Source organism: Pedosphaera parvula Ellin514, from assembly GCF_000172555.1.
GTDB lineage: Bacteria > Verrucomicrobiota > Verrucomicrobiia > Limisphaerales > Pedosphaeraceae > Pedosphaera.
The window spans coordinates 14,629-33,971 of sequence record NZ_ABOX02000033.1 but is presented as its reverse complement, the minus strand read 5'-3'; the positions used below and the strand labels follow the sequence as shown (position 1 = coordinate 33,971).

At 52.3% G+C, this 19,343-nt stretch carries 11 protein-coding genes; 6 read left to right on the top strand and 5 right to left on the bottom strand.

Annotated elements, in window-relative coordinates; all coding sequences use genetic code 11:
* Nucleotides 1-43: 43 nt before the first annotated feature.
* Both CFLAV_RS21275 and CFLAV_RS21270 read right to left on the bottom strand, forming a co-directional pair.
* The gene (locus CFLAV_RS21275; protein ID WP_007416897.1) at nucleotides 44-2,956 is read right to left on the bottom strand and encodes a PVC-type heme-binding CxxCH protein; all 2,913 of its coding nucleotides are present in this window, start codon (nucleotides 2,954-2,956) and stop codon (nucleotides 44-46) included.
* Between the two features lie 68 nt (nucleotides 2,957-3,024).
* The gene (locus CFLAV_RS21270) at nucleotides 3,025-4,452 is read right to left on the bottom strand and encodes a neutral/alkaline non-lysosomal ceramidase N-terminal domain-containing protein (RefSeq protein ID WP_007416896.1); all 1,428 of its coding nucleotides are present in this window, start codon (nucleotides 4,450-4,452) and stop codon (nucleotides 3,025-3,027) included.
* Nucleotides 4,453-4,621: 169 nt separating this feature from the next.
* Here CFLAV_RS21270 and CFLAV_RS21265 point away from each other — a divergent pair, with 169 nt between their 5' ends.
* Nucleotides 4,622-5,782 (top strand): sulfite oxidase, encoded by a 1,161-nt coding sequence (locus CFLAV_RS21265; RefSeq protein ID WP_007416895.1) that lies wholly within the window; start codon nucleotides 4,622-4,624, stop codon nucleotides 5,780-5,782.
* A gap of 43 nt (nucleotides 5,783-5,825) precedes the next feature.
* On the opposite strand, the gene CFLAV_RS21260 is transcribed toward CFLAV_RS21265, so the two are convergent.
* Both CFLAV_RS21260 and CFLAV_RS21255 read right to left on the bottom strand, forming a co-directional pair.
* A complete protein-coding gene (locus CFLAV_RS21260) occupies nucleotides 5,826-7,001 on the bottom strand; it encodes an alginate O-acetyltransferase AlgX-related protein (protein ID WP_007416894.1) in 1,176 nt (391 codons plus the stop codon).
* Between the two features lie 5 nt (nucleotides 7,002-7,006).
* Nucleotides 7,007-8,458, bottom strand: a complete 1,452-nt coding sequence (locus CFLAV_RS21255) for an MBOAT family O-acyltransferase (protein WP_007416893.1) — start codon at nucleotides 8,456-8,458, stop codon at nucleotides 7,007-7,009.
* A gap of 484 nt (nucleotides 8,459-8,942) precedes the next feature.
* Between CFLAV_RS21255 and CFLAV_RS21245 the strand changes: the two genes are divergently transcribed.
* Nucleotides 8,943-9,476, top strand: a complete 534-nt coding sequence (locus CFLAV_RS21245) for a metallophosphoesterase (protein ID WP_007416891.1) — start codon at nucleotides 8,943-8,945, stop codon at nucleotides 9,474-9,476.
* A 222-nt stretch (nucleotides 9,477-9,698) separates the two neighbouring features.
* Here the strand turns inward: CFLAV_RS21245 and CFLAV_RS21240 are convergent, their stop codons facing one another.
* On the bottom strand, nucleotides 9,699-11,423 hold the full coding sequence (locus CFLAV_RS21240; protein ID WP_007416890.1) for an ATP-binding protein: 1,725 nt from the start codon (nucleotides 11,421-11,423) through the stop codon (nucleotides 9,699-9,701).
* A 383-nt stretch (nucleotides 11,424-11,806) separates the two neighbouring features.
* On the opposite strand from CFLAV_RS21240, the gene CFLAV_RS21235 reads away from it, so the two are divergent.
* The 4 genes from CFLAV_RS21235 to CFLAV_RS21220 all read left to right on the top strand — a co-directional run bounded on the left by CFLAV_RS21235 (nucleotide 11,807) and on the right by CFLAV_RS21220 (nucleotide 19,329).
* A complete protein-coding gene (locus tag CFLAV_RS21235) occupies nucleotides 11,807-12,790 on the top strand; it encodes a hypothetical protein (protein ID WP_007416889.1) in 984 nt (327 codons plus the stop codon).
* Between the two features lie 207 nt (nucleotides 12,791-12,997).
* Nucleotides 12,998-14,419: a M20 metallopeptidase family protein gene (locus tag CFLAV_RS21230; protein WP_160164632.1), complete on the top strand. Its 1,422-nt coding sequence runs from the start codon at nucleotides 12,998-13,000 to the stop codon at nucleotides 14,417-14,419.
* A complete protein-coding gene (gene ggt / locus CFLAV_RS21225) occupies nucleotides 14,416-16,095 on the top strand; it encodes a gamma-glutamyltransferase (protein ID WP_007416887.1) in 1,680 nt (559 codons plus the stop codon). The genes CFLAV_RS21230 and ggt overlap by 4 nt, the downstream gene beginning before the upstream one ends.
* 105 nt (nucleotides 16,096-16,200) lie before the next feature.
* On the top strand, nucleotides 16,201-19,329 hold the full coding sequence (locus CFLAV_RS21220; protein WP_007416886.1) for a PVC-type heme-binding CxxCH protein: 3,129 nt from the start codon (nucleotides 16,201-16,203) through the stop codon (nucleotides 19,327-19,329).
* The last annotated feature ends 14 nt before the right edge of the window (nucleotides 19,330-19,343 follow it).

Here is a 19,343-nt window from a genome sequence, read left to right as displayed (position 1 = left end):
AATTTAATCCGGCTGGAATAGGAACAAAACCAGAACATAAATTCTACATTCCCTTCAAGAACCCGACCAGATCGGCCATGTCCTGTTTGCTCATAGTCTTCTCCAATTCATCAGGCATGAGCGAGAGGCTGCTGGCGGACATGGAAGCAATGTTCGAGCGGGGAATGATTTCCTCGTGCCCCAAAGCCTGTCTGAGCGTGATGTTTGAAGCTGATTCTGCAGCCAGGAGTCCAGTTAGAGAACGCCCATCCTTCGTCTCTACATTATAGCAGGTGTAAGTGGGCATGATCTCGTATTCGGGTACGATGATGTGGAGGAGGAGAACGTCGCTGGGCTGATTGCGTATGCCGGTGAGATCCGGTCCGACGGTCTTGCCTTCGCCCGACACCACGTGGCAGCCAGTGCAGGTTTTTGTGAAAATGGCATGGCCGTTCTTCGAATCAGGTTTGAAGGCCAGGACGGATTTATATTCTTCATACACCTTCATACGGTCACCAGCTTGCATATCTTTGAAGATGGCGCTCGCGCGTTTGGCGATGGATTCATCCTTGTTATGCATTAACTGGGTTCGGCGGTCTTCATTGACTGTCCATGCCGGGACGTCGCCGGATTCGATGGCGATAAGCATGGTTTGGATAAGCCGGGGTTTGGCCATGATCGAGGTGAGAGCGGCATCCCGAACCGGAGGGCTATAACTGCTCCAACGATCCTTCCTGACCAGAACCGTACCGGCGTCTGCATCCGGCATCCGACCCAAGGCGCGGACGGCAGCAACTTGAAGCTCCGCGGGTTGTTGCGGATCAATAAGGCTTTGCAGAGTTTTCCCACTGACCGAGAACTCAGATTGAGCAAGCAAACCAACCGCAGCCAGGCGCTGGCTTAAGGAGGCGTTGGCATCTTTGACTGAGCTGACTGCGCGTTGCACAAGTTCTTCAACACGAACGCGGGTAAGTTTGGCCTCTGTAGAATCACCGCTGGTAAGGCTGAGGAGCGGGGATTGATCCTTACCGACCAGACCACGAACCCGGATGCCTTCGGCAATACCGGTGACAGCGGCTTGTTGCCAGGCAGCATCCGCATCCGAGTTGGATGCAGTAACCTGGTTTAGCAACGAAGCCAGTTTGTCAGGCGTTTCACTCGTTCCAAGAATGCGGCAGAGTTCAACCAACATGGCGGACATTCCGGCGGCATCCTTATTTTTTCCGGCGAGCAGGGTTTTCAGCAATACGTCTGCGTGGTTGTCGACAGCGCTTAAAACCGCTTCACGGGTCCATTTATCGTCGTTGTTTTGATCAAGAATTTTCGCGAGGGCGGGAATGATTTTGGCATCATGCAGTTCACCAAGGGATAGGGCGCATTGGAAACGGACGCGTGCATCGGAGTCATTGGCCATGGCCAGGAGCCGCTCGGTCAGCCTTGAAGATTGCGACAGACGTGGCTCGGCAACTTGCATGGCATTTTCGCGGACCGAGACATTTTTGTCGGAAAGCGCAGTAAGAATTTGTTGATCCTCCAAGGAGTTCAAGCACTCCAACAACCGGAGAGCCAATACACGGGCTTCGGGAATTTTTCCGCTCTTGACCATCTTCTTTAACGTGGATGCAACAGACTTGTCCTGCCGTTCCAATAGAAGACGCTGGGCCGTGGTGCGCCACCATGCATCCGGGCTATTTAATAGCTCGCAGAGCTCCTTCGAGGTCGAAACATCAAACTGTTTAGTCTGAACCTTGTAGCTCGCAGCTGTGATGCGGTAGATGCGACCTTTATCCTTGCCGCTTTCAAAGTCGGTGATTTTACGCGTGGCTTCCGGGAGGTATTCCGGATGTTCAATGGTCTTGCGATACATGTCGCAGACGTAAAGCGCACCGTCCGGCCCGGTAGCGAGATTGACCGGACGAAACCAATTGTCAGGCGAGGCGAGGAAATCGACACCATCCTGCGCGCGTTTGGCGACGAAGCTGGTATTCGTGGGAGAGATGACATCGCGGTGCACCAGATTGCCAGCGGGTTCGCAGGTAAACGAATTGTCCTTGTAATCGTCCGGCAATGCGGTGCCACGATAATAATTAATGCCGCACGCCGAGGTAAAAAAGCCTGTGTGCAAGGCACTGGTCGTGATGTTGTCGCTGAGAGGATAAAGTTTGGAGGCTGCGCCGTGATCAGGAATATCCTCCACGATATCAGCAAGAGCGGCGTTTGTGTTTCGATTGAGATACTTCAACTGCATCATTACCGCTTGATTATGATTGCGATTCGAGCAAATGAACTTGTGGCCAAAACTATCGAACGTTTCGCCAAATTGCGCAGTACCGGCGGTGGGTTCAAACTGGTCGGTGTCAGGTTTGAAACGAAAATCGGTGCGATTGCAGAATACGACTGGATGATTGGTGTAAATAGGTGAGGAAACCTTGGCGCTGGTTAAACCCGAAGTGAGATAAACCCAACCATCGACATTTAGAATGGGATGGCTCACACGCAATTGCGTGGTGGAAAGGTCTTGAAAACCTTTGAAGACAATTTGTTTCACATCCGCCACGCCATCGCCATCGGTGTCCTTAAAATAATAAAGATAGGGAGCACAGGTGACATAAACGCCGCCCTTCCAACACATGACGCCATTGGGAAAGGTGAGTCCATCCGCAAAGACCGTGCGTTTATCATAATGGCCGTCGTGGTGAGTGCTTTCGAGGAGAACCACCTGGCCAACGGGCTTCTTGCCCTTGCCGGGACCGACGGGATAACCGCGATCTTCCACCACATACATCCGGCCTTTTTCATCCCATGCGGCAGCAACGGGGCTAACGACCATCGGTTCCTGGGCGACACATTCTATTTTCAGACCGGGATCGAGTCGGAACGAGGCGATGGCTTGTTCGGGTGTAAGCGGCCCATCCGTTACAGCGTGAACGAGGACTGCCGTGAGCAATGAGGCGGTGAAGAGGACAGTTTTTTTCATGGTCAGTACCAGCTAAAAGATTTTCTTTGTTAACACCTTCCAGGCATCTCTCGGATGAAAGTAATCCATTATTGCTTCAGTTCGTTCAGGAGTTTGATGGCGGTTTCAACCATCGCTTCCCCGCTGCCTGGCTTCAGGCGGGAATTGACCGTCTCGTAACTGCCTTCCTTGAATGCTTGTTCAGTCGGCATGTAGCAAGGACGGTCGTTGCAGATTGAGATGACAATGGTTTTCTTAAACGGCGAGGCTTTCTTTATGTTGAGACCAAACTGGACAAATATTTCCGCCGGAAGACACACGACCGCAGTGTCGCCATCCAGCCGGAACACCTGAATTTCCATGGGCCAGACTTTGGTGCCGCGAGCCTCAAGATCAAGAGCCTTCACTGCGCGCACCTTGACAAAGAAGTCGACGGTGTCATCAGCCAGATGGGCGATATTCTTTTTGGCTTCGTCCAAATCCTTGGGATTGACCTCCTGCAGCGGGAGCATAAGAGTCGTGCTTCTGCTGGCAAAAGCGGCATGGATTGGTTGCAAGTTGTTTTGCGCACTCAGAACTGTTTTGCCGATTTTCGTGCCAAGCATTTCAGAGACCTCGTGGCCTTTGTAGGGTTCCTTAACGTTGACATTGATATTGTTCAAGTCGCCGCAGGTGCCGGCTCCAAAAGCAGAGATATAATCAGGACCGAAAGCTTTGCGAAGGGTCTGTTGGATATAAAACGGGTAATCAGCGCTGAATTCGGTGCCACTAATGGTGTCGGCATGCATGGCGAAGACAGTGAGGCCACCGATGGATTTATTCTTTTTCCTGACCGTAAGAATTCCGACATCATGGTCAACCGGCCCGGCGGGAGATACTATGTTGGTATTCAGTTGGCCGGGATTAAAGGCCACCCGGCCATTTTTCATGTAGTAGCGGCGATTGAACGGCATGCCCTCCTGAGTGGCAATGCCGGCGTCCACCTCCGCAGTTGAGAGATTGGCATTTGCCTCCGTGACAACTTTGGCAATGCAACCAGCCAGAAAGTCGGGGTAGTAAATTTTTTCGTGGGGATCGTTGCCAAACTTTTCAATAGCTGTCTTGTGGAAGTAAGCTCGGCGAACGTCATCGAACAACGGGCCGGTATGGCTGTGAGTGGCAGCCACGACAATATTTGAGACGGGGATTCCGGTAATCTTGCTGGAGAGAGCACGCGCATTGGTGGTGACATGCAGGGATACGCCAACGAGATCGCAAAAAACCAGGGCAATCTTTTCATTACCTTGCTGCAGGACAATGGCCTTGGTTTTAAGCGGGTCATGAACTCCGGTGGAAAAACGCTCATCATAATATCCAGCCATGCGATATCCGACCGGCGGGGTGATATCCACCTCGGCCATGCCAGCTCGTAATTGCGATGAGGCGGCATCCTTTTGCCGACTCGTCGAACAGCTGGTGAGGGTGAAAAGGAGCAGCAGTATCGGAAGACCCTGAGGACTCAAGAGCTTTGCTTTCATGAAAAATATCCCTGACGATGAATAAGGTCTTTGAATGCATCAAGTTTATTCTGGAATTCCGTCACAAGAAAGCTCTCCTTTGTTAAGCAAACAATGAAGGTTGCTTATATTTTGGAGCGCTTGACCGCAGCATAATTTGGGTACTATTGTGTGTTGAAATTAAATAGTGATGAGCACCAGCACCTCAACAAACCAAGGAACCCTTGCTGACGCAAATGCGAATGCGAGGCCATTTACGGGATTGATCACGCGCGACAGGGAACCGGAGAATTTGGAGTTTCCATTCTCTGCGCTTAGCAGTTGGATCATGCCCAATGAACAGTTCTTCGTGCGGAGTCATTTCCCGGTGCCCAAGGTGGATTTGCAGACCTGGCGTTTGGAGGTGGAGGGATTAGTTGACAAGCCAGTGTCACTGACGCTTGAAGAACTGCGCGGGATGCCATCGCGGTCGGTCACAATGGTGCTGGAATGCGCCGGTAACAGTCGAATCTTTTTGAACCCAAAGGTAAGTGGATTGCAGTGGGAACTGGGCGCGGTGGGAAACACTGAATGGACTGGTGTGCCGCTGTCTGAGGTTTTAAAGAAAGCAGGGGTAAAGGCGGGAGCTGTTGAAGTGGTGCTGGAAGGAATGGATCGCGGGGAAATCAAAAAGGAACCTGTATCTCCCGGGAAGATCAGTTATGCACGGAGCATCTCGCTGACCAAGGCGATGAGCCCGGAAGTTATCCTCGCTTACCAAATGAATGGCGAAGATTTGACGCCGGCGCACGGCTTTCCTGTGCGCGCAATCGTGCCGGGCCACTATGGCATGGCGTCAGTGAAATGGTTGAATCGGATTATCTTGCTCGACCGTGAATTTCGCGGCTATTTCCAAACGACAGATTATACCTATTGGAACAAACAGGATGGCATGCCAGTCCAGTTGTTTCCTGTGAGTGAAATCGAAGTGAAGGCGGAGATTTCGCGGCCAGGTTTGCATGAAGTGGTTCCGGCCGATTCAGTCTATCGGATGTTCGGAGCAGCCTGGACGGGAGAATCAGACGTCGTCAAGGTGGAGGTCAGCACTGATGGCGCGAAAAGCTGGCAACCCGCGCAGTTGCTGGGCGATCCGGTGAGGTATGCCTGGCGCTTGTGGGAGTATCATTGGAGCACACCGTCGCAGCCGGGGCGTTATACCGTGATGGCGCGCGCTACTGATGCTCATGGAAACACCCAACCAATGGATCGCGACATGCATCGCGGAACCTATGTGATTACCCACGTGCAGCCGATTGATGTGCAAGTGCGGAAGGTGAACGGTGCAAGTTCGATGGACAGTTATGCGATCTAAGCTCCGTTGAACGACGCTGGGAGAGAGGCACCAAGCGGCCAAACTATCTCCAGCCTTCGGATAATTTCAGTTCGTGTGGGTTCGAACGGCAAAAGAACCGTTCGAGAATTTCGTCCACGACCACGTCGGGCTTTTCAGCCTGAATGAAAGGAAGATCAAGTTCGCGTTGCCAGAGGTAGGTGACTTTGTTGAAGTTGTGACCGATGTAAGGAATCCAGGCGATCGAGAACGAGTCACGGAATACTATGGCGTTTCCCCGGGCTGATGGATTGGTCGTTATGACCGGCAGCCTCTCCGGGTTCCAATATTTTCCCAGCAGATTTGGAGCATTTGAAATTTGGAGTAACTGAAGCGGAGGCCGGGGCGATAAGGATACAGCTTCTTTTTCATGCAGGGTCTGCTCCTGCCCGAGCATTGTAGCCAGGTCGCCGCCGGGTTTATCGGAATATTGGAGTTGAAAGCAATCCGGAGACAGCGGCTTCAAATGGGGCATCTGGCAGGAGAGCTTTTGAAGAAGAGCTTGATAGCCCACAAACGCGCCATATTCATTCCAATGCGTGTCGTTGCGCAAATAAGTGAACCGGGAGTGTTTCGCCTCCATCAGTGCCGGACGCAAATCCAGGACCTCCACTGATGAATTGGTTTTCATATAGCCAAAGAATTGGTCCAACTTGGAGGTGGGACCGAGGTGAGCGATCCATTCAGGGAGATACTCAGGATAGATGCGATGTTTGTCGGGTGGAATCACGAAGATATAATGAATTCCCTGACGCGCGAGCCAGTCGCGCCGACATTCCAACAAGGACTGCCAATCATGAAGTTCTTGTAGACAGAACAGATCTGAACCCTGGCAATTTTCGATCATGTGGTCTCCGGAATAGTAGAGCCAGTCGTACTTGCCGATCAAAACATCAGGGAACGGGGATTCCTTGTATATTTGGCGTTTCCAGGCGTGCTCGAAGAGGATCAGTTGCTTGCGAAAGCCGAAGTGGTCGCTATAATATTTATCCAATCCGATGATGAAGTTACTAATCCTGTTGGAGCCGGCATGCCAGGCGGGAAATTCGGCCAGTTTACGCTTTTCATTGAGTTTGCGCGAATGATCCCAATGGAAAAAGATACTCAACGTTGGCAGCCAGAGGAAAAGAACAAATGCGATGATCAATGCCATTTGCGCCGGACTGTTGGGTTCCCTTGGTTGGCTGGGTTGGTCGTTCATTCTTTTCAAAACCTGAAGTAAATGAATGGATTGTAGGTTCCGGCAGCCAGGCAGGAAGCGGCGAGCAAGAGAGTAACAATCAGGAGAACCGGCTCAGCAAACGTGGCCAACGACTGTGTCAGAGGGCGAATTGAGTTTGGAAGCGTCTGCCCGCGGCGAACGCATGCCTCCTTCAAGACAGGCCAAAATGGAGTTGAGAGAATGACGCCGAAGTTCAAACCGAAAATTGCCTGATTAGTCAAATACCGTAACAGAGGCTGGCTGGTGGTGGCAGGGTGGAGGCAAAACATTGTGCCAATGAAAGAGAGGGCTTGTGACAATGAGTCCGCTCGAAATAGAACCCAACCGACGACGACGGCAATCAGGGTGTAGAGGTGACGCATGGGGCGGGGGATTGATTCCATCAACGGTCCAAAAGAAGTGCGTTCCAGGACGAGAAAAAGTCCATGATAAAGTCCCCAGATCACGAACGTCCAACTGGCTCCATGCCAGAGGCCACAGAGAAAAAAGACGATGACAAGATTGAGACCGGTGCGGGCAGGGGAACAGCGATTACCTCCGAGCGGAAAATAAAGATAATCGCGGAACCAGGTTGAGAGGGAGATATGCCAGCGGTGCCAGAAGTCTTTGATTGATGTGGCGGTGTACGGATAGTTGAAATTCTCAATGAACTCGAAGCCAAACATCTTGCCCAAGCCGATTGCCATGTCCGAATAACCGGAGAAATCGAAGTAGATCTGCAAGGTGTAGCAGAGCGCACCGGTCCAGGCGAGAGCGGGGGAAAGGCCATCTGCGGGCAAGGCAAAGATTTGATCGGCCGGACCAGCCAGGCTATTTGCCAAAAGCATTTTTTTGGCAAGCCCCCAGATAAAACGCCGGATCCCTTCAGTCAAGCCTGCACGCGTGACGAAACGTCGTGCAATCTGGGGGGCGATGGCGCTCCAGCGGAGAATTGGGCCGGCGATCAGTTGTGGGAAGAAAAAAATATAAAATGCCACATCGGCAGGGTTTCTTGCGGCTTTGCTCTTTTGACGGTAGATATCGATGACGTAGGAGAGCGCGTGAAAAGTAAAGAACGAGATTCCAATAGGCAGACGTACTGTGGCCAAATGAACGAAGCCGACGTGTAAAACTCCCAAAAGTGAATTGAGGTTGGACACGAAAAAGTTGGCGTATTTGAAAAAGGCAAGCAGACCGATATTGATGGCAACTGCGAGACCAACGGCCCACTTGCGGCGGACAAGTTCGATTTCATGATCCACCCACAACCCGAGCAGGTAATTCATGAAAGTGGAGCCGAGCATCAGGAAGACAAAATCAACCTCTCCCCAGGCATAGAAAACAACGCTCACCACGAGCAGCCAAAGGTTTCTCGCGCGCAGTCCAGGAAGAACAGAATACAACGTCAGGACGATCGGCAAAAACAGGAAAAGAAATATGGGTGAACTAAAAACCATGGATATTGAATAAAAGCAGCCTGTTTGTGATGATTGTGTTGCAAACCATAAGTCAGGGTTGGGCAGCATTCTCCATGCCGATGACTCGCCAACAATTGATTGGCCATCCTGAATCGCGGCAAACCTCGGAATTGTCTCATTTCAAGACGTCAAACAGGATAAGGGACGGGAAAATGCTCGTTGCCGGGCGGAGAATGAAATGTGAGGCCGGGTGCGTGGCGTTCGAATTTGATATTTGAGATTGTGGACGCAGTTGCATTACGCTCTTTAGACGATGAGGGTCCGAGTTCTAAGTGATTTACACATCGAGTTTGCTGATTTTAAGCCGCCGAATGGTAAGGCTGATGCCATTGTGCTGGCTGGGGATATTCATAACGGGTTAAGTGTTTGAATTGGTGTTGGAGCTTTTGATGAAGGGACGCCGGTGGTGTATGTGCTGGGTAATCATGAGTCTATGGAAATAGGATTCCCGAACTGACGAAAATTGAAGCGTCTCACTGCCGGGACAAATGTCCATGTACTCGAAAATGATGTGGTCAGGATCGATGATGTGGTTTTTCTGGGAGCGACTTTGTGGACAGATTTTCGGCTTGAGGGAGATCCCATCCTTGGAGCAACAGCAGCGAAGGTGGGCATGGCAGATTATCAGCAGATTCGGACACTGCCGGAGGACGCCGTATTGCGGCCTGCCGATACAAGGAGGTATCATGAGGAATCCAAACAATGGCTTGTCGAGCAGGTGGAGAAATATCGCGATAAAAAAATTGTGGTCGTGACACATCATTCGCCGAGTGGGAAGTCAGTTACCGAAAGGTTCCGCGGTGATCCGCTCAATGGAGCGTTCGCCTCCGACATGGAAGATTTCGTTGAGCGCAGCGGCGCAAAATTATGGGTGCATGGTCATATTCATTCGCGTTCGGATTATATGATTGGTTGGACGAGAGTGTTGGCCAACCCACGTGGGTATCCTGAAGAGAGGGTGGAAGGGTTCGATCCGGCGTTGGTGGTGGAGGTGTGATTTGTCCAGGAGAGTGGCGCTTGTAAAATGGGGTGGTGTTTATGGTCGGTTTGCGATTGTAAGTGTTTCCCAAGCTTTGAACTACTGGTGCTTCTCAGAGCATTTCCTGCCAAATCATGGATGAGCCACGGGTGTGTTAGTGGAAAGGGTTCTGGGGCGTTTCCCCATTGGGTTTACACAGAGCGGTTGAGGGGGAAAGGAGTAAAAAAAGAAGAGCGGGCATTAAGCTACGGCGGGGGCTTTTGGTAGTTGGACCCAAAAGCGGCTGCCGGTGGCGCCGTCGGATTCGACGCCGACGGTTCCTTCCATGCGCTCGACGGCGCGGCGGACGATGGCGAGGCCTATGCCGGTGCCTTCGTAGGAGCTGTCGGCCTGGCCGCGCTCGAAGATGCGGAAGATCCTTTCGTGATGTTCGGGTTTAATGCCCATGCCGTTGTCTTCAATCCACAATCGAACGTGGTCGCCGTCAGCCTCGGTCCAGATGCGAATGCAGGGTTGGATGTCGGCTGCGACAAATTTAGAAGCGTTGACGAGGAGATTGGAGATGACCTGGGTTAGCAACGATTCATGGCCGATCACGTCTAAAAGGGATTCGACAATGGTGAGTTCGGTCTGGGGTGGTTGGAGTCGGGGATAGGTTTGGACGATATCCTGAATAATTGGTTTGAGTTGGATGGGTTTAAGTTCCACATCCTCGCGGCCGAGTCGGCTCAATGTAAGCACGTCCCGAGTTAATTGGTCGAGGCGCTCGGAGCTGAGGGCCATTCGTGTCAGATAGGAACGGCCTTCTGTGCCGAGCTTTTCGGCATATTCATCGAGCAGAACCCGCGAGTAACCTTGTATTGCGCGGAGCGGGGCGCGCAGATCATGGGAGACGCTGTAGGAAAACTCCTGCATCTGAGCGAGAGCTTCGCGCAGGGACTCGGTGCGTTTTTGCACCTTTTCTTCCAGTTCTTCCGCCTGATGCTGAACCTTGGCGTAGAGTTGAGCGTTATCAATGGCGATGGCGGCCTGACCCGCAATCGCTTTGAGGATGTTCTCAGCGTTGGCGGTGAAGACATCAGGTTCTGCATGGCCGAAGAACAGACCACCGAGCACTTCGCCCGAACGTGAAATGACGGGAACAGCGAGATAACTGCGCACGGGAAGATGGCCTTTGGGCATGCCGTGATAAGGTGCGTTCCTGCCATAGCGGGGGTCCTTGAGGACGTCGCCGATGCGGACGATGCCTTCCCCACGGAAAGTGGGGCCGAAGAGGTGGGTGGCACGGGGCATCGGGAATTTTGCAAAGGCTTCGCGCGGAATGCCGGAGAGCGTGTAGAGAGTGTAATTGTCCCCATGGCGGTCAGTGACGTTGTAGAAGAAGGCACCGAATTGTGCTCCAGTGATTTCGCGACCGGCATCGGTGGCCGCCTGGACAATTTTTTGCAGATCGAGTTCAGCGGCAAGCAGTGCACCTACGCGATTGATGACTTGCAAGGAACGGGTTTGTTCGTGAAGAATATTCTCGTCCTTTTTGCGTTGGGAAATATCTGTGAGTTCAACCACGCTTCCGACGAGTCCGCCGCTTTGATGATGAATGGGGCTGACGGTATAAGCGACCGGGTAAAAGTGACCGTCCTTATGAATGAAGATATCCTCGCCATGAAGCTGGTGCTTTTCCGGCACGGATCGGTCGAGGGGGCAGTCCTTCGCCAGGTAGGGAGTTCCATTCGGATGGGTGTGATGCATCAGCTCATGCAGGATTTGGCCATGCACTTCGGCGAAGGAAAAACCAGTAAGCTTTTCGGCGGCGGGATTCATGTAAACACATTGCCGATGCTCATTGACGATAAATAAGGCAACCGTGGCATGATTACAAACAGCCTCGAGATAATGCACTGAATTTGCGGCGCTAATCGTCACACCTGCTTCACGTTTCGATTCCCCGGATGGGACGTTACTCATTGCTTCCAGTATAGTTCGAAAAGGGTTTCACGCCAATGGGTAACAGCTATCGATATATCGCAGGTATTTTCTGTGTCCAAACATGAGGAAGAAGCAGGAATCACGAAATTACCCGGACAAATAGGACCATGGTGAAACTTGCCTGCCGGGGGCCAAAATGAAAGCTCGCGGATGAATGGAATGAGACGGAGAAATTTCAATTCGCCGCCTAATCGGACCGGAATAACGTCGATGTGATTGTGGAGCGCAAGGTGACGGAGGCGATGAGCCGCAAGCCACAGGTTTGTTGAATCCCGGGATTGCCTGGAGAAGAGCCAGGAAGCGATTCTGTGTTTGAGATTCCTCCGGTAACTGGCTTAAATGCAGTATTGAGGCGTTGATAAATGAAAAATGAGATCGAAAATATGTTGTTAATATTGGGAGCTGTTTTGGCCAGTGTTCTTATTGGCTGTGCCAGAGAGCCGGCAGAGGTGAGCACGAGCGCGAAGCCGACGCATAGATTGGAGTTTGCCTGGCCAGTCCCGGTGAAATTTCAGGTTGAGGAGCAGGTTCAACGGGATGGTGAGCGAATCAAGTTTTTGCACACGTTATTACTCGAGACAAATCGGAACGATGAACTCGTGCTTCGCTGGTTGGACGTAGAAGTGAAAACTGTAAACAAACATCCGATCAACACACCAGAATCGAAGAAGGCGGCGGAGTTGGCCAGCGCGGTATATCGCTCGTTGCCTCCCATGCGCATCAGCCGAGCGGGCCATTTTCTGGGAGGTGGGAACATTTCTGAATCATTCAATCATGCAAGCGAGATGGCGGATAAGGCGTCCACCAACCTTAGTGGGGGAAGCCATCAGGATATTTCTCAAGCAGTGGATGATCCGGCAGCGCGAAGCATGTGTGAGCAGATGATCTCGCGATGCTGGAATGCCTGGGTTGAAGCCTGGATTGGTCTGGAGGCGGGCAAGAGGACTGTACGCCCGAGTGCGGCGCAATCCCGGGTCGGAACGGATAATAACCAGTTTGAGCCGGTCATAGAAAATTTTGGAGCAGTCCCGACCAATGCAAATTTTGTTTTTCTGAGACGGCGAGAGCTGGCAGCGCGCACCGAAACGGTTGGATCGGTCAGTAACACAGTATCCCCTATTGCAAGCAAGGAGGCTCGAGCAGAGAAAGTGACCCGGGCTGAAACCCCCGAAATACGACGGGAAATGCGGGCGGAAGTCATCACTGATACTAAGAGTTTGATGCCTTCGGTGGCCAGCTATAAAGTTGAGGATATTCAAGAACTGCCCAATGCCAGAAAAGCCAGTTTGCTGGAGCGTCACAAATATCGTTTTATCTGGCCGGAATCTGCAGAGGCTCACCAGTAGTAAATTTCTATTTCCACCTATGTGGTTGCGGATCAAAGAAAGATAATTCCGCGGGTGGACAGCGTAGGTCCATCCCCTTTTGGCAAAATGGTCGCCAGGAATTTGAGGACCATTTATGAGCGCACCGGGAAATATTTGTGCCGATTTCTGAATTACTGGGTGAATCGGGGTCCGGAAGGTAAAATTTTCTCGACACCAGAATGCAGAATGCCAAATCCAGAATCGAAATGGGATCTCAGCTCCATCAGATCGCGTGGCGAAGGGGTGGGAGGACCATCGAAAGCGATTGCGGATTGGGGCGAGTTCGATTTGAATAGAGGGTATCCGATGAAATCAATTTTCTATGCGGGCATGGTGAGCGCGAGCCTGGTGACGACTGTGATGGCGCAAACGGGAGCGTTGGGGGGAAATACGGCGAATATCGAGAGGGCGGTGACGGCAATGCAATCCAAGTTAGTGGAACAAAGGCGGGATATCCACATGCATCCCGAATTGGGGAATCGTGAGGTGAGGACGTCGCAGATAGTGGCGGAGCGGTTGCGGGCATTGGGATTTGATGAGGTGAGGACGAATGTGGCAGGGCATGGAGTAGTGGGTTTGTTGAAGGGAGGAAAGCCGGGGCCAGTGGTAGCTGTGCGGGCGGACATGGATGCGTTGCCAATTACGGAGACGAATGCGGTGCCTTATAAATCGCTGGTGCCGGGAGTTAAACATGCGTGTGGGCATGATGCGCATACAACAATTGAATTGGGTGTGGCGGAGGTTTTAAGCCGGATGAAAGACCAGTTGCCGGGCTCGGTGAAGTTTATTTTTCAGCCAGCCGAAGAAGGGACGCCGCCCGGTGAGGAGGGTGGCGCGGCATTGATGATCAAACAGGGGGCACTGGAGAATCCAAAGCCGCTGGCGATATTTGGGTTGCATGTGTCGCCTGAATTGGAAGCGGGGCAGATTGGGTTCTGTTCAGGCGCAGCACAGGCTTCAGCGGATAACATGGATATTGTTTTGCATGGCAAGATGGGGCATGCGGCGCATCCCGACCGGGGCATTGATACGATCGTAGTGGCGGCACAGTGTGTGACCGCGCTGCAGAGCATCAAGAGTCGGCGCGTTGACACCTTCGATCCGGTGATATTGACCATTGGGACAATTCATGGCGGGACACGGCGCAACATCATGACCGATGAAGTGAAGATGGAAGGGACGTTGCGGACTTTCAGCCCAGAGGTGAGAAAGAAGGTGGAGGCATTGGTGAACGAGACGCTGGACGGGGTGACGAAAGCCTATGGGGCGACGTATGAGGTGAAATTCGAGCCAATCACGAGCGTCGTTTACAATGATCCGACGTTGGTGGTGGAAGTCTTGCCGACGATCCGACGGGTGGTTGGAGCAACTAATGTGGTGGAAGTGACGCCACGGATGGGGGCGGAGGATTTCTCATGTTATCAGGAAGTTGTTCCGGGATTTTTATATCGATTGGGCTCCGGTAACAAGGCCAAGGGAATTACGGCCGACATTCACACACCAGGTTTTGATATCGATGAAGAATGCCTACCGGTGGGGGTAAAGGTCATGTCAAATCTGGTGATTGATTTCTTGAACGATCATTCAAACAAGGAAGGGATTAAATGAGGGCGAAAGATCAGTGGTTCTTTACAATTTTGTTGGTGGTTCTCTGGCCAGGGATGTTGTTGGCGCAGGATCGGACGCAGGCGAGGTCGATGGTGATCTCGCGGCGTGGAGTGGTGGCGACTGAATCGCCTTTGGCATCGCAGGCCGGTGCAACGATTTTGGCAAAGGGTGGCAATGCAGTCGATGCGGCGATCGCGGCGAATGCGGTCATGGGGGTAGTTTCACCGATGATGAATGGAATGGGTGGCGACATGTTCGCGATCATTTACGAGGCAAAGACGAAGAAGCTTTACGGTATCAATGCGAGCGGGTGGACTCCGGCGCGGTTGACACGGGAAGAATTGCAGAAGCGGGGCACGACAGAAATGCCGAAGACTGGAATTGATTGCGTGACCGTGCCAGGGGTTGTGGATGGCTGGGAAAAGATGCTGAAACGATTTGGGAAAAAGAAGCTATCAACGTTGTTGGAACCGGCGATTAGCTATGCGGAGGATGGATATCCAGTGACCGAAATGGTGAGCATCTATTGGAAGGACAGCGAGGAGTTATTGAGGAACGACAAAAATGCAACGCACACCTATTTGCCAAATAATCATCCATTGGCGGTGGGTGAAGTTTTTAGAAATCCGGATTTGGCATGGTCATTGAAGCAGTTGGCGTCACACGGTCGCAAGGCATTCTATGAGGGGGAGATAGCAAAACGGTTGGTGGCGTACTCGGCACGCATGGGTGGAACCATGACAATGCAGGACTTGGCGAAATATTCGAGTGAATGGGTTGAGCCGATCTCCACGACGTATCGTGGCTGGACTGTATATGAAATGCCGCCAAACGGGCAGGGTATCGCCGCCCTGGAAATGTTGAACGTGATGGAAAAATTTCCGTTGTGGGAATACGGACACAATTCCGCCAAGGCTTTGCATGTGATGATTGAAGCGAAAAAACTGGCGTATGCAGATATGCTGCGGTACGTGGCAGATCCCAAGTTTAGCCAGGTGCCGGCTACGGAATTATTGTCCAAAAGTTACGCGTTGAAAAGGGCTGTACAAATCGATGAGGAGCATGCCAATTGTGAGGTTGAAGCAGGCAAGCCGTTGGAGCCCGGCAAGGACACGACGTATTTATGCGTGGTGGATGCAGAGGGGAACATGGTGTCGTTCATTCAGAGCAACTACTCTTCTTTCGGCTCGGGACTGGTCGCGGACGGAACGGGGTTTGTGCTGCACAATCGCGGTGCCTTGTTCAGCCTGGATCCCGGAAGTCCGAATGTGCTGGCAGGCCACAAGAGACCGTTGCATACCATCATTCCGGCCATGATGGCCAAGGGTGACGTGCGGATTGCCTTCGGAATCATGGGGGGATGGAATCAATCGCAGGCGCATGCCCAATTTGTATCAAACGTGGTGGACCATAACATGAACGTGCAGGCGGCGTTGGAAGCACCGCGATTTACGAAACTAACGTTCGATAATTGCGATGTGCAGTTTGAAGGGCGCATTCCACATGAAGTGCGCGAAGAACTCGCAGCCAAAGGACATGATATCTATTTGCGCGGTGATTTTACGCAATCAGTCGGAGGTGGCCAGGCCGTCATGAGAGATTTCGGGACCGGTGTCAATTATGGCGCATCTGACCCCCGGAAAGACGGGGCGGCTATTCCTCAGCCATTGGATTGAATATCAAAGCAGAAATGGTGGTCTGAATAAGCTTGGGAGAAATCGTTTTTCGGCATTGAGGCTCCGGAACGATTTTATAGCTGTACAACGAATGTGCGATTAATCATGAGACTAAGCGCAGTCAAAGTTTTCACGGCGATAATTATGTTGTGCATCACTGCGCCCAGCGATCAATTGGCCGCTGGTGAGCTGAAAACAACCGGTGAGTTTGTGATTCGCGTGCCAAAGGGCTTTAGTGTGGAACAGGCCGCCGGGCTGGACCAGGTGCCGTACGCGATGTTTGGCGCATTTGATGATCGCGGCAGACTTTTCATAACGCAATCTTCCGGCAAGAATATCCACGGGCTCGACATGGCCCAAAAGCCAGAGTGTCGGATCTTGATGTTGGAGGACACCAAGGGAAATGGTTTGTATGACCGGGTGACGGTTTATGCAGATAAGGTCGGCATTCCGATGGGAATCGCCTGTCATGGAGGTTCCATATATGTGGCATCACCGCCAGATTTGTTGCGCTTCGATGATAAGGATGGGGATGGAGTGGCGGAGCAACGAACGGTACTTTTGACGGGTTGGAACGTGCGCGGGACTGCCAGTTTGCATGGGCCATTTTTCGGTCCGGACGGCTGGTTGTATCTCACTGATGGACGGCATGGCTTCGATATCAAAACGAAAGAAGAGACTGAGTTGAAAGGATTGGCCTCGCGAATATGGCGACTGCAACCCGACGGAAGCAAACTGGAATCATTTTGTGGCGGCGGTTTTGATAATCCAGTGGAGCTTGTATTTGCACCGAGCGGGGAAATGTTCGGAACGATGACGTATTTCACCGATCCTATGAATGGTCAACGTGACGCTTTGATGCACTGGATCGAAGGCGGGGTTTACCGGAAATATCATGATTGCGTCAAAGAATTCAAACTGACGGGAGACCTGATGCCGCCCATGACAAAATTTGCGCGGATCGCGCCGGCAGGACTGGCCAGGTATGAGGGCACCAGTTTCGGCAGCGAGTATCAGGGCAATCTTTTTAGCGCCCAGTTCAATCCGCATCGCGTTCAGCGGCATCGACTGTTCCGCGACGGCGCGACATTTCGCACTGAAGATGAAGATTTTTTGACCTCGACCGACCCGGATTTTCATCCCACGGATATTCTGGAGGATGCTGATGGGAGCTTGCTGGTGGTGGATACGGGGGGTTGGTACGTGGATCAATGTCCATTGTCACGGGTGTCGAAGCCCGAAAAACGCGGCGGAATATATCGCATTCGAAAGAATGACGTTGCGCAGGTGGCTGATCCGCGAGGATTGAAGTTGAATTTTGATAAAATGAGTCCGCATGAATTAGTGGGATTATTTGAGGATGCGCGCCCGAAAGTGCGTGAGCGGGCGCAGGAGATGGCCGTGCAGCGCGGAGAAGATTCAGTTATAGAATTGGCACGATTACGCGGAAGTTCACCATCAGTTGAGGCGCATTGCGCTGTGGTTTGGGCTTTAATGCGGATTGGTTCACCCCAGGCGCAGGGAGTCTTGCAGGAGGCAATTAATGATGGTCATTTGGAAGTTCAGATTGCCGCGATCAAAGCGTTGGGACTGGCGAAAGACAAAGCTGCGGCAGGATCCCTGATAAAATTGGTCAAAACCGCAGATCCAGCAGTTCGCCGGGAGACTGCGACTGCCCTGGGGCGAATGGGTGATCCCGGCTGCGTGCCGGCGTTGTTGGAAGCTGCGACGAAGATGAGTGATCGGTTTGAGGAGCACGCGGTGATTTACGCGCTCATCCAACTGAAGGAGCCTGCGCAACTGATGGAGGCTTTGAAGGTTCCCAATTCCGGCCGACAAAGAGCTGCGCTGATCGCGCTTGATCAAATGGACGGAAGTCCACTACAGCAGGGGACAATGGCGCCTCTTCTCCAGAGTAAGGACAAGGAACTGTGGCGCGCAGCCCTGTGGGTTGTTTCGCATCACCCAGACTGGTCCGGCGAAGTGGTAAACGTCTTGCAGTCCCGGCTCAGCGAAGAGAAATTGCCCGCCGATGAAGCTGATTCTGTCCGGGAAGCCTTGCTCTCGTTGAGCGGCAATAAGGACTTGCAAAAGATGTTGGCGGAATTGCTTGGAAATGAAGCCTTGAGCGTTGATCGAAAGCTGTTCCTGCTGGACGTGATGGACCGTTGCGCCATCCAACCGTTTCCAGCACCCTGGATCGCGCAATTCGATAAACTGCTTCACGCGAAAGATGACAGAGAGCGCCTCCGCGTGGTGACGCTGCTGCGTAGTCGAAACATTGCTGATCTGGATGCGAGCTTGAAAGAGATTGTTGCTGCCAATAATGAACCCACCGCGTTGCGAGTGGCTACACTATCCACTATCGTAAACCGCCAACCACAACTGACTGAAGCTGCCATGGAATTGTTGCTGGCCCAATTCCAGCCGGGAATCGATGCAACTCTAAGGGTTTCAGCCGCACATGTCCTCAGACAAGCCAGACTGAGCGATGCAGATCTGCTCCGGGTCGCGAATGGCCCATTGATGCAGGCAGACGCCTTGACCGTGACGCCATTGCTGGATGCATTTCGGAATGCAGGGAGCGATGGGACGGGACAGGCATTGGTGGAATCACTGACTCAATCCAAGATGGATATTAATCTGCTTAGTGGCGGAAAACTGGAGCAGCTTTTACAACATTTTCCGAAAAGGGTGCAAATGGCAGCCAAGCCCCTGCTGGCCCGCATCCAGGGTCAGCAAGTCGCGCGAATCCAGCGATTGAATGAAATGGAGTCGTTGCTCAGCGGTGGCGATGTGGGACGCGGCCGGAGAATATTCTTTGGTCCCAAGGCCAGTTGCTCAACTTGTCATGCAATCGGCAAAGAAGGAGCAACGCTCGCACCTGACCTGACCTCGATCGGTTCCATCCGCTCCGGTCGTGATATTCTTGAGGCGATTGTATTCCCCAGCGCCAGCTTCGTGCCCGGTTACGAGCCTTTTCGAATTGAAACCAGAGACGAGACCTATACCGGGCTCATAGCGGGCGAAACTGCGGATGTGGTGATTCTAAAAACGGCAGCGAACACCGAGTTGAGAATTCCGCGCAAGGAAATTCGTTCCTTAACTGCCGGCACAATTTCAATCATGCCGGAAGGCCTGGATACTGCACTTACAAAATCGGAATTGCTGGATCTATTGGCTTTCCTTCAAGCCCAGAATGGAAATGAATTCCTGGAAGCTCACAAACATTAAGAACAGTGAAAGCG